Below are 12898 nucleotides of genomic sequence, written 5' to 3'. Positions count from 1 at the left end.
AGGCTGCAGCATGTCCGACCCTGCCCTTTCATCCGGCGCGCCCGCGCACCTGCTGTGCGTGGTGGCCGCGCGCCCCAATCTCATGAAAATGGCGCCCATCCTGGCCGCCCTGGCGCGCCAGGCGCCTGCCGTGCGCGTGACCTTGTTGCATACTGGCCAACATTACGACACTACCATGAACGGACAACTGTTTGCCGACCTGGAAATGCGCGCGCCCGACATCGCCCTCGACGTCAGCTCCGGCAATCACGCGCAGCAGACGGCCGAGATCATGCGCCGCTTCGATGCCGTGCTCGACGCCCATCCGCCGCTGGCGCCCGACGCCGTGCTGGTGGTGGGCGACGTCAATTCCACCCTGGCGTGCGCGCTGGTGGCGGCCAAGCGCGGCACGCCCGTGATCCATGTGGAGGCGGGCTTGCGCAGCGGTGACCGGCACATGCCCGAGGAAATCAACCGCGTGCTGACGGACCAGTTGTCCGACTTGCTGCTGACCAGCGAGGAAGGCGCGCGCGCCAACCTGCTGCGCGAAGGCATAGCCCCCGAACGCATCCACTTCACGGGCAACGTCATGATCGACAGCCTGCGGCAGCAACTGCCGCGCGCAGTCAAGCCCGCCACCACCCTGCGCGCGCACGGCCACGCCTGCCCGCCCGCGTATGGCCTGTTGACCCTGCACCGGCCATCGAACGTGGATGACGCAGTGCGGCTGGAAGCACTGCTGCAGGCGCTGGGGCAACTGGCGCGACAGCTGCCGCTGCTGTTTCCCATCCACCCGCGCACCCGGGCCAGCTTGCGCCTGGCGGGCCTGGAAGCGTTGCTGGCGCGGCAAGCCATCGTCTGCCTGCCGCCGTTGGGCTACCTGGAAATGCTGGGCCTGATGCAGGGCGCGCGCCTGGTGCTGACCGATTCGGGCGGCATCCAGGAAGAAAGCACGGCCTTGGGCGTGCCCTGTCTGACCCTGCGCGCCAGTACGGAGCGGCCCGTCACGGTCAGCGACGGCACGAACACCCTGGCCGGCACGGACCCGGCCGCCATCATGGCGCTGGCGCGCGCCATCCTGGAGACGGGCGGTAAGCGTGGCCGCATTCCCCCCCTGTGGGATGGCCACGCAGCCACGCGCATCGCCGCCGTCATCGCGCCCTGGCTGGCGGTGCGCCGGGGACCGCCATGACGCCGCCAGCCATACTACGTAACGCCCTGACCATCGACGTGGAAGATTATTTCCAGGTGTCCGCCTTCGCGCCACATATCGCGCGCGCCGACTGGCCGCACCTGGAATGCCGGGTCGAGGCGAATATCGAGCGCATCCTGCTGCTGCTGGAAGAGCGCCGCATCCACGCCACCTTTTTTACATTAGGCTGGATCGCCGAGCGCTACCCGGCCATGCTGCGCCGCGTGGCCGCCGCCGGGCATGAAGTGGCCAGCCACGGCTATGCGCACCTGCGCGCCTGCGAGCAGTCGGCCGCGCAGTTCAACGACGATGTACGCCGCAGCAAGACCATCCTGGAACAATTGACGGGGCTGGCCGTGCACGGCTACCGGGCGCCCAGCTTTTCCATCGGCGCGGCCAATCTGTGGGCCTTCGACGTGCTGCTGGAAGCGGGCTACCGCTACAGTTCCAGCATCTACCCGATCCGCCACGACCACTACGGCATGCCAGATGCTCCCCGCTTCGCCTGGCGTCCGCGGGGGCCGCAAGGCGTACTGGAATTGCCTGTCAGCACCGTGCGCCTGCACGGGCGCAACGTACCGGCCGGCGGCGGCGGCTATTTTCGCTTGATGCCGTATGGACTGTCGCGCTGGCTTTTGCGACGCATCAATTCGCGCGACGGGCAAGCTGGCATATTCTATTTTCATCCCTGGGAACTCGATCCCGGCCAGCCGCGCCCACCCGGCCTGAGCGCGAAGACGCGCTTTCGCCACTACCTGAACCTGGGGCGCATGGAAGCGCGGCTGGCGCGCCTGACGGGCGACTTCGCCTGGGACCGCATGGACCGTATTTTTCTGGAAGGCACATGATGCACGAAGGCAGCCGTCCTCCCGACCCGGCGCCGTCCAGCGCTGCCATTGCCGTGCGCTCGCTGCAGGCGCATGAGCATGCGCGCTGGGATGCCTTTGTCGACGCCTGTCCCGACGCCACCTTCTTTCACCGGGCAGGCTGGAAAACCATCATGGAGCAAGGCTTCGGACACGACAGCCATTTCCTGTACGCGGAACAGGACGGGCGCATCGCCGGCGTGCTGCCGCTGGCCCATGTGCGCAGCCGCTTGTTCGGCACGTCCCTCGTCTCGCTGCCGTTTTGCGTGTACGGCGGCATCGCCGGCGGCAGCCCGGCCGTGCGGCTGGCCCTCGACGACGCGGCGCAGGCACTGGCGCGGCGTCACGGCGTGGGGCACCTGGAATACCGCTGGCGCGAGGTGGCGGAAAATGCGCCGGAAAGCGCCGATGCATGCTGGCTGCAGAAACCCCTGTACGCCACCTTCCGCCGCCCCCTGCGCGTGGATGCCGAGCAGAATCTGCTGGCGATACCGCGCAAGCAGCGCGCCGTCGTACGCAAGGCCATGTCGGCCGGCCTGCACAGCAGCATCGAGCATGACCTCAGCCATTTCTACCCGATCTACGCGGCCAGCGTGCACCGGCTGGGCACGCCCGTCTTCGCGCGCCGCCATTTCGCCCTGCTGCGCACGGTCTTCGGCACCGATTGCGACATCCTCACCGTGTGTCACGGCCAGCAGGCGCAGGCCAGTGTGCTGCTTTTCTATTTCCGCGATGAAGTGCTGCCTTATTACGGCGGCGGCACGCCGCTGGCGCGCAGCACGGGTGCCAACGACTTCATGTACTGGGAAACGATGCGCCGCGCCTGCGAACGCGGCTGCCACCTGTTCGATTTCGGCCGCAGCAAGCTGGGTACCGGTGCATACGACTTCAAGAAGAACTGGGGCTTTACGCCGCAGCCCTTGCCATACGCCTACCAGCTCGTGCGTGCCAAGGCCTTGCCGGAAGTGAATCCGCTCAATCCCAGGTACGCACTGTTCATTCGCGCCTGGCGCCACCTGCCGCTACCACTGGCCAATCTGCTGGGGCCGCACATCGTGCGGCAGCTGGGCTAAGCAACTGGACACACTATGCGCGAACTTCTATTACTCGCCCACCGCCTGCCGTATCCGCCCAACAAGGGCGACAAGATACGCTCGTGGCACATGCTGCAGTACCTGAGCCGGCATTTCCGCGTGCACCTGGGCTGTTTCATCGACGATGACGACGACTGGCAGCATGCGAAGACCGTGGCCGCCCTGTGCGCCAGCACGCGCTTCATCGGCTTGCGGCGCGGCGCGGCCCGCTGGCGCGCCATGCAGGCGCTACTGTCGCGGCAAGCCATGAGCGTGCATTACTACCGCGATGCGCGCCTGCGGCAATGGGTCGATGGCCTGCTATCGGGCGGCAATGTGCAACACGCGCTGGCCTTTTCCGGACCCATGGCGCAATACATCGACGGCAGCGCGGGTCGCGCCCTGCACCGCGTGATCGATTTCGTCGATGTCGATTCCGATAAATGGCGGCAGTACGGCGACAGCAAGCCCTGGCCCATGTCACTGCTGTACCGGCGCGAAGCACAGCTGCTGCTGCAGTACGAGCGCCATATCGCCCAGCAGTTCACGGCCGCCAGCTTCGTCTCGCCGGCCGAAGCGGCCCTGTTCCGCCAGTGCGCGCCGATGGCGCGGCGCAAGACGGGCCATGTCAATAATGGCGTCGACACGGCGTATTTCGCGCCCATGCCGGCCCAGCCCGGCGTGTATCCACCCGGCGTGCAGGCGCTGGTGTTTACGGGCGCCATGGATTACTGGCCGAACATCGACGCCGTGCAATGGTTCGTGCGCCACGTCTGGCCCGCGCTGCGGCGCCAGTTTCCCCAGTTGCAGTTCTATATCGTCGGCAGCGCGCCCGTGCCCGCCGTGACGGCGCTGGCCAGGGTGGCCGGCGTGGTGGTGACGGGCAAGGTGCCCGACATCCGGCCCTATCTGGCCGGCGCGGCGCTGGCCGTGGCGCCCCTGCGCATCGCCCGGGGCGTGCAGAACAAGTTGCTGGAAGCGATGGCGATGGGCAAGATCGTGCTGGCCACGCCGCAGGCACTGGAAGGTATCGCCGCCCAGCCGGGCCTGGAACTGCTGCTGGCGCGCGACGACGCCGAATTCATCCACCATGCCGCGCGCGTGCTGCGCAACGCCCATGGCGGCACGGCCGAAGGGAGCGGCGCGGCCATCGGCGCGGCGGCGCGCCAGCTGGTCTTGCAGGATTACGACTGGGAACGCAATTTGCGCAGCTTGGGCGCCATGCTGGGCCTGCCTGCCGAGGCCAAGGCCGAAGCCGGAGCGGGAGCCAGCACCGCCGCCGCGCCGACGCCGCCCGTGGGGGTACCATCCACATGAGTTTGCAACTCGACCAGGTCGCCCCCATGCCGGACGCGGCCGTCCTGCCGCATGGGCTTCATGGCCAGGGCCAGGGCCGGCGCCAGGCCGCCCTGGCTGCCCTGCCGCTGGCCCTGGCCGCCGTCGTGCTGCTGTACCACGCCACTTTCTGGTCGATGGTGGAATTGTGGTCGCGCTCGCAGACCTTCGCGCACGGTTTCCTGATCGTACCCATCAGTTGCTGGCTGGCCTGGCGCCAGCGCACCCGCCTGGCTGCGCTGGTGCCCCAGCCGTCGCGGCAAGGCTTGCTGCTACTGGGGGCGCTGGGCCTGGCCTGGCTGCTGGCCGACGCCGCCAACGTGCCCGTGGTGGAACAATATGCCGCCACGGCCATGCTGCCCGCCTGCGTGCTGGCCATCCTCGGCCGGCCGGCCGTGCGCCTGCTGGCCTTCCCGCTGGCGTACCTGTTTCTCGCCGTGCCGTTTGGCGAAGTCTTCCTGGCACCCCTGATCGACTTCACGGCCGCCTTTACGGTAACCGCCCTGCAATGGACGGGTGTACCCGTATTTCGCGATGGTAGTAATTTTTCGTTGCCTACCGGCAACTGGTCGGTGGTCGAAGCGTGCAGCGGCTTGCGCTACCTGATCGCCGCACTGGCCCTGGGCGCCCTGTACGCCCACGTGCACTTTCATAGCACGCGGCGGCGCCTGGCCGTCATGGCCGCCGCCCTGCTCATACCCATCCTCGCCAATGGCGTGCGCGCCTACCTGATCGTGATGCTGGGTCACCTGAGCAATATGCGCCTGGCCGTGGGCGTCGACCACCTGATCTATGGCTGGCTGTTTTTCGGCGTGGTGGTGGTGCTGCTGTTCTGGCTGGCCGCGCGCTGGCGCGAATTGCCGCCAGCGCGCGCCGCACTCCCCCCCACCCTGCCCGTGTACCCCGGCGCTGGCGTGCCCGGCATGCGCGCCACCATCCGCGCGAGCGTGGCCTGCCTGCTGCTGGCGGCGCTGTGGCCGGCGCTGGCCCTGGCCAGCCATCGCCACGACGGCGCCAAGGCGCCAGGTTCCCCCGTTGTGCTGTCCTTACCCGACCCGCCTGCCTGGCGGCGCTTGCACGACGCGGCGTCGGACGGGCTGATCTGGCAGGCGCCGTATGCGGGCGCGCCCGCGCGGTTCGCCGCCACCTATGCGCGCCAGACTGGCGACGGCGCGCAGGTGAGGCTGCAATTGCGCTGGTATGCGCGCCAGATGCGCGATGCCGAACTGCTGACGCACCTATCCTCGCCATACGGCGCGCGCTGGTTGGCGCTGGCGCAGCGCGTGCAAGACGTCACCCTGGCCAGCGGCGCCCTGGCCGTGCGCGAAAGCGTGCTGGGGCACGGCGGTGAACGACTGTTGGTGTGGCGCGTCTACCGCCAGGGCGGCGTCGTCACGGCCCGGCCCGTGCTGGTGAAACTACTGCTGGCGCAAGCCAAGCTGCTGGGCAGGCGACAGGATGGCGCCGACATCATCGTCTCTGCCGCCTACGACGAGCTGGCGCCGCCACCGCGCGCACGCCTGCAAACCTTCCTGCGGGCAGCAATGCCCGTCATCGAACGACGCTTGCAGGAGCTGCCGCATGGCCCCTGACCTCGATACCGGCGGCACCCACGTGGCCGGCGCCGCCCCCCTGATCGTGCACGTGATCCACCAGCTCGACGTGGGCGGGCTGGAAAACGGCCTGGTCAACCTGATCAACCATCTGCCGCCTGAACGCTACCGGCACACCATCGTCTGCCTGAAGAACGCCACCGCGTTTCGCCAGCGCCTGACCACGCCGGGTGTCGATGTCATCAGCCTGGACAAGCGCGAGGGCAAGGACTGGCGCCACTACCTGCGGCTGTACCGCGTTCTGAAACAGCTGCGCCCGGCACTCGTGCATACGCGCAACCTGTGCTGCCTCGAGGCGCAACTGCTGGCCTGCCTGGCCGGCGTGCGCCTGCGCGTGCATGGCGAACACGGGCGCGACATGAGCGACTTGTACGGCACGCGCCGCAAATACCTGCTGCTGCGCCAATGCATGCTGCCACTGGTGCAGCACTTCATTGCCGTCAGCGCCGACTTGGGGCAATGGCTGGTGGAGACCATCGGCGCGGTTCCCACGCAGGTTTCGCACATCGGCAATGGCGTCGACAGCGTGCAATTCCATCCACGCCTGGGGCCGCCCGCCGCCGTGGGCCCGCCCGGTTTCCTGTGCAACGGCGCCTTCGTCATCGGCAGCGTGGGCCGCATGGCGGCCGTCAAGGACCATGCATCGCTGGTGCAAGCGTTCTTGCTGCTCCTGGCGCAACCGGGCGCCCACGCGCGCCTGCGCCTGATCATCGCCGGCGACGGACCGTGCCGCCAAACATGCATGACCCTGCTGCAGCAGGCCGGCGTGGCCCATCTTGCCTGGCTGCCCGGCGCGCGCGACGACGTGGCGCAACTGCTGCGCGCCATGGATCTGTTCGTCCTGCCGTCGCTGGCCGAAGGCAGCTCGAACACCATCCTCGAAGCGATGGCGACGGGTCTGCCCATCGTCGCCACCCAGGTGGGCGGCAACGCGGAACTGTTGCAGTCGGGCTGGAGCGGCACCCTGGTACCGCCCGGTTCGCCCGAGATGCTGGCCGACGCCATGCTCGACTACTACAGCATGCCGGAACTGGGCCCGCGCCACGGTGCGCGCGGGCGGCGCCAGGTGCTGGCCGAGCACAGCCTGCCCGCCATGGCCGGCGCCTACCTGGCCGTGTACGACCGCTTGACGGGCGCGCACCAGCCCTCTCCCCTGTCCACCACTCCCTTAAAGGCCTCCCATGTGCGGCATCAGCGGCATCTTTGACTTGCAGGGCCAGCGCGACATCGACGTGCTGCTGCTGGCGCGCATGAACCACAGCCTGCGCCACCGTGGGCCGGACGAAGGGGGGCTGCACCGCGAGCCGGGACTGGGCCTTGCGCACCGGCGATTGTCCGTGATCGACCTGGCCAGCGGCCAGCAGCCGCTGTTCAACGCCGACCGCAGCATCGCCATCGTCTTCAACGGCGAAATCTATAATTACCGCAGCCTGATGGCCGAACTGCGCCAGTTCGGCCATCAGTTTCGCACCAGCAGCGACACGGAAGTCATCGTCCACGCCTGGGAACAATGGGGCGAGCAATGCGTGCAGCGCCTGCGCGGCATGTTCGCCTTCGCCCTGTGGGACCGCCGCCGCCATCTGCTGTTCCTGGCGCGCGATCGCCTCGGCGTGAAGCCCCTGTATTACGGCGAGGCGCAGGACGGCACCCTGCTGTTCGGCTCCGAACTCAAAGCCCTGCTCGCGCATCCGGCCATGCCGCGCGCACTCGACCCGCTGGCCGTGGAAGAGTATTTTGCCTACGGCTACGTGCCCGAGCCGCGCAGCATCTTTCAGCACGCGCGCAAGCTGCCACCCGGCCATACCCTCTTCCTCCGCGCGGGCCAGCCGCTGCCCGCGCCGCAAGCGTACTGGGACATTCCATTCACGCCGAATCCGCCCGTCAGCGAGGCGCAGGCTGCCGACGAACTGCTGGCGCGCCTGCGTGAAGCGGTGCGCATCCGCATGGTGGCCGAAGTGCCGCTGGGGGCCTTTTTGTCGGGCGGCGTCGATTCCAGCGCCGTCGTGGCGTTGATGGCCGGCGCGAGCGCCACGCCCGTCAACACCTGCTCCATCTCGTTCGGCGACCCGGCATACAACGAGGCGCACTACGCCGACCTGGTGGCGCGCCGCTACGCCACGGCGCATCATGCGCGCCAGGTGGAGCAGGACGACTTCGAGCTGATCGACCTGCTGGCTAGGCTGTACGACGAACCGTTCGCCGACAGTTCCGCCATGCCCACCTACCGCGTCTGCCAGCTGGCGCGCCAGCGCGTCACGGTGGCCCTGTCGGGCGACGGCGGCGATGAAAGCCTGGCCGGCTATCGGCGCTACCGCCTGCACACGCGCGAGGACAAAGTGCGCAAGGCGATGGCCCCCTTGCTGCCTGCCGGCCTGCGCCAGTCGCTGTTCGGCACCCTGGGGCGGCTGTATCCGAAGGCCGACTGGGCGCCCCGCTTCCTGCGCGCCAAGACCACCTTCGAGGGCCTGGCGCGCGACACGACGGACGCGTATTTTCACGGCGTCAGCCTGCTGGGCGACGCCATGCGCGCGCGTTTGTTCAGTCCCGAGCTGCGGCGCAGCCTGCACGGCTACCGCGCCGTGGAAGTACTGCGCCGGCACGCGCTGGCCAGCCCCGCGCAAGATCCGCTGGCGCAAGTGCAGTATCTCGACTTGAAAACTTACCTGCCCGGCGACATCCTGACCAAGGTGGACCGGGCCAGCATGGCGCATGCGCTGGAAGTGCGTTCGCCCCTGCTGGACCATGAACTGGTAGCGTGGATGTCCGGCTTGCCGCCGCAGTTCAAGCTGCGGCGCGGCGTAGGCAAATACCTGCTGAAAAAAGCCTTGCGCCCGCTCCTGCCAGACGCGCTGCTGTACCGCCAGAAGATGGGTTTTTCGATCCCGCTGGCCCACTGGCTGCGCGGCCCGCTGCGCCAGCGCCTGCAACAGCGCCTGCTGGGTCCCACCCTGGCGCAGTGCGGGCTGTTCGACATGGACTACGTGCGCCTGCTGCTCGAGCAGCATGCGAGCGGGCGGCGCGACTACAGTGCAGCCCTCTGGGCGCTGCTGATGTTCGAAGCCTTCCTGCGCCAGGTTGCAACGGGGTCTGACCCGTCGGGTCAGACCCCAGCCGTCCCGGTAGCAGCCACCGTCCCAGGCTAATCCATGCGCATCCTGCACATCCTCGACCACTCGCTGCCCCTGCACAGCGGCTACACCTTCCGCACCCTGGCCATCCTGCGGCAACAGCGCGCGCTGGGCTGGTTCACCATGCAGCTCACCAGTGCCAAGCAGGGACCGTCCGACGGTGCGCAGCAGCAGCTGGTCGACGGCTGGCATTTCTACCGCACGGCGCCGAATGCACGGTGGTGGGCGCGCCTGCCCGTGCTGCGGCAGGTGGCCGTCATCATCGGCCTGGCCGTGCGCCTGCGCCAGCTGGCGCGGCAAGCCAGGCCGGATATCCTGCATGCGCATTCGCCGGCCCTGAACGCCATCGCCGCCCTCAACGCGGGCCGCGCGCTGGGCATCCCCGTCGTATATGAAGTGCGCGCCTTCTGGGAAGACGCGGCCGCCGACCATGGCAGCAGCCGGCCCGGCGGCTTGCGCTACCGGCTCACGCGCGCACTGGAAAGTTATGCGCTGCACCGCGCCGACGCCATCACCACCATCTGCGACGGCTTGCGGCGTGAACTGTGCGCGCGCGGCGTGCCCGCGCATAAAATCACGGTCATCCCGAACGCCGTCGACGCCGCGGCCTTCGATGCCGTCGCCGATCCCGCGCTGGTGCACAGTCTGGGTCTGGATGGCTGTCGTGTCATCGGCTTCATCGGCTCTTTCTATGCCTACGAGGGATTGGCGCTGCTGCTGCGCGCCATGCCGCGCCTGCTGGCAGCGCAGCCGGCGCTTCGGCTGCTGCTGGCCGGCGGCGGCCCGCAGGAAGCGGCGCTGCGCGCGCTGGCGGCGCAATTGGGCACAGACCACGCCGTGGTCTTCGCGGGCAGAGTGCCGCATGCGCAGGTGGCCTCTTATTATCAGTTGGTCGACATCTGCGTGTATCCGCGCCTGCCCATGCGCCTCACGGAACTGGTGACGCCCTTGAAGCCGCTCGAAGCGATGGCCCTGGGCCGTCTCGTGGTGGCGTCCGACGTGGGCGGCCACCGCGAACTGGTCGAACACGGCAAGACGGGCATGCTGTTTCGCGCTGGCGACGTCGAGGCGCTGGCGCAGGCCATACTGGCCCTGCTGCTGGCGCCCGCCAGTTGGCCGGCGTTGCGGCGCCAGGCGCGCGCGTTTGTCGAGACGGAGCGCAGCTGGAGCGCCAGCGTGGGCCGCTACGCGCCCGTGTATGCGCGCGTAGCGGCGGCACGCATGGCGGCGGGAGCGGCGCCATGATCTTCACGGGCCTGCGCATCGCCCTGGTCGGCCCGCTGCCGCCGCCGACCGGCGGCATGGCCAATCAAACGCAGCAGCTGGCGCGGCTGCTGCGCGAGAATGGCGCGCATGTGCAGCTGCTGGCCGTCAACGGCCCCGCACTACCACCCTGGCTGGCGCGCATCCGCTACCTGCGCGCGGCGCTGCGCCTGCCCGTGTACCTGTGGCGCCTGTGGCGCACGGCCAGTACGGTCGACCTGTTCCACATCATGGCCAATTCCGGCTGGTCCTGGCATCTGCATGCGGCACCGGCATTATGGATCGCCAGCCTGAAAGGCAAGCCGGCCCTGCTCAATTACCGGGGCGGCGAAGCGGCCGCCTTTTTTGCCCGTTCGCCGCGCCTGGTGGCGTTCAGCCTGCGCCGCGTCTGCGCCATCGTCGTGCCCTCGGCCTACCTGGCCGGCATCTTCGAGCAGTATGGTCACACGGCCCACATCGTGCCGAACGTGGTGGACTTGCAGCGCTTTACGCCGGCGCCGCCGCGCACGCGCGCCGAAGATCCGTGCATCCTCGTGGCGCGCCACCTGGAACACCTGTACGACAACGCCAGCGCCGTGCGCGCCTTTGCCCTCGTGCGACTGGCCTTTCCCAAGGCGCGCCTTGTGCTGGCAGGCGGCGGGCCGCAGCGCGCTGCGCTGGCGTGCCTGGCCAGGTCGCTCGGCGTGAAGGACGCCGTGCGCTTCGCCGGACCTGTCGACAACGCCGCCATGCCTGCGCTGTACCAGGCCAGCGACATCGTCCTCAACCCCAGCCTGGCCGACAACATGCCCATTTCCGTGCTCGAAGCGCTGGCCTGCGGCGTGCCGGTCGTCAGCACCAATGTGGGCGGCATCCCCTCCCTGCTACAGGACGGCGTGACGGCGTTGCTGGTGCCGCCCGGCGATCCGGCCGCCATGGCGCAGGCCATCGTGGCGCTGCTGCGCGACCCGCCGCGCGCACAGGCGCTGGCAGACGCGGGCCTGGCGCACGCCGCCACTTTCGGCTGGCCCGGCATCGCGCCCTGCCTGGCCGGGCATTACCGCCGCATCCGTGCAGCGCCGCGCCCGGGTGCCTACACGCGCTGCGTCGCCCGCTGGCTATTTCCCCTGCATGAATGGCTCAAGGGCCACCACAGCGTACGCCTGCTGCGCCGCCTGGAACGCTCGCAGTGGTGGAGCGCCCAGCAGCTGCAGGAGTGGCAGCTGGCGCGCCTGCGCGCGCTGCTGCGCCACGCCGGCGAGCACGTGCTCTACTACCGGGCGCTGTTTTCCAGCAGCGGCTTCGACCCGGAACAGGTACGGAAACTGGCCGATTTGTCTCGTTTGCCGCTGCTGCGCAAGGTTGACATTGCGAGTGCGCGCGACAGCTTCAAGTCCGCCCGCGCCGTGGGCTTGCGCCCGTTTGCCACGGGCGGCTCCAGCGGTGAACCGCTGCAGTTTTTCCTGGGACGGCGCAGGATCAGCCACGACATCGCCGCCAAGTGGCGCGCCACGCGCTGGTGGGGCGTCGACATCGGCGACCGCGAAGCCGTCTTGTGGGGTTCCCCCATCGAGCTGCAGGCGCAAGACCGCCTGCGCAGCCTGCGCGACGGGCTGCTGCGCACCACCCTGCTGCCCGCGTTTGCCATGTCGCCCGCGCGCCTCGATGGCTACGTGCGGCGGCTGCGCCGATGGCGTCCGCGCATGCTGTTCGGCTACCCGTCCGCCCTGTGCCGCATCGCCAGCCACGCTGGCGCGCGCGCGCTGCCGCTCGACGGCCTGGGCGTGAAAGTGGCGTTCGTCACGGCCGAACGCCTGTATGACGAGCAGCGCGCGCAGATCGCCGCCGCCTTCGGCTGCCCTGTGGCCAACGGCTACGGCGGGCGCGACGCGGGTTTCATCGCGCACGAATGCCCGGACGGCGGCATGCACATCACGGCCGAAGACATCATCGTGGAAATTGTCGATGGCAATGGCCAGCCGCTGCCGCCAGGGACCACGGGCGAAATCGTCGTCACCCATTTGGCCACGCAGGACTACCCCTTCATCCGCTACGCCACGGGCGACGTGGGCGCGCTGGGCACGCAGCCTTGCGCCTGCGGCCGCGGCTTGCCCCTGCTGCAAAAGATCGAAGGCCGCAGCACGGATTTCATCACGGCCGTCGATGGTACCGTCATGCACGGCCTGGCCCTCGTCTACATCGTGCGCGAACTGCCGCAAGTGCAAAGTTTTAAAATCATCCAGGAAAGCCTGCTGCGCACGCGCGTGCTGCTGGTCTGCGTGGCGCGCCTGGATGACGCCACGCGCAGCGCCATCGTGAGCGGTTTCCAGGCCAGACTGGGCTCGCAAGTGGACATCGCCATCGAAGAAGTCGACGAAATCAAGGCGGAAGCGTCGGGCAAGTACCGCTATGTGGTGAGCGAGGTGGCTTAGGTGGGCGGCCTGCAGTGCCGTACGGCCAGCGCGGACGC

9 protein-coding genes are annotated in these 12898 nt (G+C 68.8%); all 9 read left to right on the top strand.

Annotated elements, in window-relative coordinates:
• Positions 1-10: 10 nt before the first annotated feature.
• From wecB to ACQ4WZ_RS08870, 9 genes are read left to right on the top strand one after another with little or no spacing between them, the layout of a single operon-like run.
• Positions 11-1171 carry a non-hydrolyzing UDP-N-acetylglucosamine 2-epimerase gene (gene wecB, locus ACQ4WZ_RS08910; RefSeq protein WP_436573147.1) on the top strand — a complete coding sequence of 387 codons (1161 nt, stop codon included), beginning with the start codon at positions 11-13 and terminating at the stop codon, positions 1169-1171.
• Entirely contained in the window at positions 1168-2019 is an 852-nt protein-coding gene (locus ACQ4WZ_RS08905) for an XrtA system polysaccharide deacetylase (protein WP_436573146.1), read from the top strand. The genes wecB and ACQ4WZ_RS08905 overlap by 4 nt, the downstream gene beginning before the upstream one ends.
• Positions 2019-3110 (top strand): FemAB family XrtA/PEP-CTERM system-associated protein, encoded by a 1092-nt coding sequence (locus tag ACQ4WZ_RS08900; protein ID WP_436573873.1) that lies wholly within the window; start codon positions 2019-2021, stop codon positions 3108-3110. Before ACQ4WZ_RS08905 ends, ACQ4WZ_RS08900 begins: the two co-directional genes overlap by 1 nt.
• Positions 3111-3125: 15 nt before the next feature.
• The gene (locus ACQ4WZ_RS08895; protein WP_436573145.1) at positions 3126-4427 is read left to right on the top strand and encodes a TIGR03087 family PEP-CTERM/XrtA system glycosyltransferase; all 1302 of its coding nucleotides are present in this window, start codon (positions 3126-3128) and stop codon (positions 4425-4427) included.
• Entirely contained in the window at positions 4424-6037 is a 1614-nt protein-coding gene (gene xrtA, locus ACQ4WZ_RS08890) for an exosortase A (RefSeq protein ID WP_436573144.1), read from the top strand. Before ACQ4WZ_RS08895 ends, xrtA begins: the two co-directional genes overlap by 4 nt.
• Positions 6027-7265, top strand: coding sequence for a TIGR03088 family PEP-CTERM/XrtA system glycosyltransferase (locus tag ACQ4WZ_RS08885; RefSeq protein ID WP_436573143.1), 1239 nt, complete (start codon positions 6027-6029; stop codon positions 7263-7265). Before xrtA ends, ACQ4WZ_RS08885 begins: the two co-directional genes overlap by 11 nt.
• Positions 7240-9201: an XrtA/PEP-CTERM system amidotransferase gene (locus ACQ4WZ_RS08880; RefSeq protein ID WP_436573142.1), complete on the top strand. Its 1962-nt coding sequence runs from the start codon at positions 7240-7242 to the stop codon at positions 9199-9201. The genes ACQ4WZ_RS08885 and ACQ4WZ_RS08880 overlap by 26 nt, the downstream gene beginning before the upstream one ends.
• 3 nt (positions 9202-9204) lie before the next feature.
• Positions 9205-10431, top strand: coding sequence for a TIGR04063 family PEP-CTERM/XrtA system glycosyltransferase (locus tag ACQ4WZ_RS08875; protein WP_436573141.1), 1227 nt, complete (start codon positions 9205-9207; stop codon positions 10429-10431).
• The gene (locus ACQ4WZ_RS08870; protein WP_436573140.1) at positions 10428-12860 is read left to right on the top strand and encodes a glycosyltransferase; all 2433 of its coding nucleotides are present in this window, start codon (positions 10428-10430) and stop codon (positions 12858-12860) included. The genes ACQ4WZ_RS08875 and ACQ4WZ_RS08870 overlap by 4 nt, the downstream gene beginning before the upstream one ends.
• The last annotated feature ends 38 nt before the right edge of the window (positions 12861-12898 follow it).

It is taken from the genome of Janthinobacterium darwini (assembly GCF_051380905.1).
In the GTDB taxonomy this organism is placed as follows: Bacteria; Pseudomonadota; Gammaproteobacteria; order Burkholderiales; family Burkholderiaceae_D; genus Janthinobacterium.
This window is presented reverse-complemented; position numbering and strand designations above follow the sequence as displayed.

Bases quoted from the DNA above. Each gene is read 5' to 3' on its own strand.
- wecB (WP_436573147.1), top strand. From the start codon at position 11: ATGTCCGACCCTGCCCTTTCATCCGGCGCGCCCGCGCACCTGCTGTGC.
- ACQ4WZ_RS08905 (WP_436573146.1), top strand. From the start codon at position 1,168: ATGACGCCGCCAGCCATACTACGTAACGCCCTGACCATCGACGTGGAA.
- ACQ4WZ_RS08900 (WP_436573873.1), top strand. From the start codon at position 2,019: ATGCACGAAGGCAGCCGTCCTCCCGACCCGGCGCCGTCCAGCGCTGCC.
- ACQ4WZ_RS08895 (WP_436573145.1), top strand. From the start codon at position 3,126: ATGCGCGAACTTCTATTACTCGCCCACCGCCTGCCGTATCCGCCCAAC.
- xrtA (WP_436573144.1), top strand. From the start codon at position 4,424: ATGAGTTTGCAACTCGACCAGGTCGCCCCCATGCCGGACGCGGCCGTC.
- ACQ4WZ_RS08885 (WP_436573143.1), top strand. From the start codon at position 6,027: ATGGCCCCTGACCTCGATACCGGCGGCACCCACGTGGCCGGCGCCGCC.
- ACQ4WZ_RS08880 (WP_436573142.1), top strand. From the start codon at position 7,240: ATGTGCGGCATCAGCGGCATCTTTGACTTGCAGGGCCAGCGCGACATC.
- ACQ4WZ_RS08875 (WP_436573141.1), top strand. From the start codon at position 9,205: ATGCGCATCCTGCACATCCTCGACCACTCGCTGCCCCTGCACAGCGGC.
- ACQ4WZ_RS08870 (WP_436573140.1), top strand. From the start codon at position 10,428: ATGATCTTCACGGGCCTGCGCATCGCCCTGGTCGGCCCGCTGCCGCCG.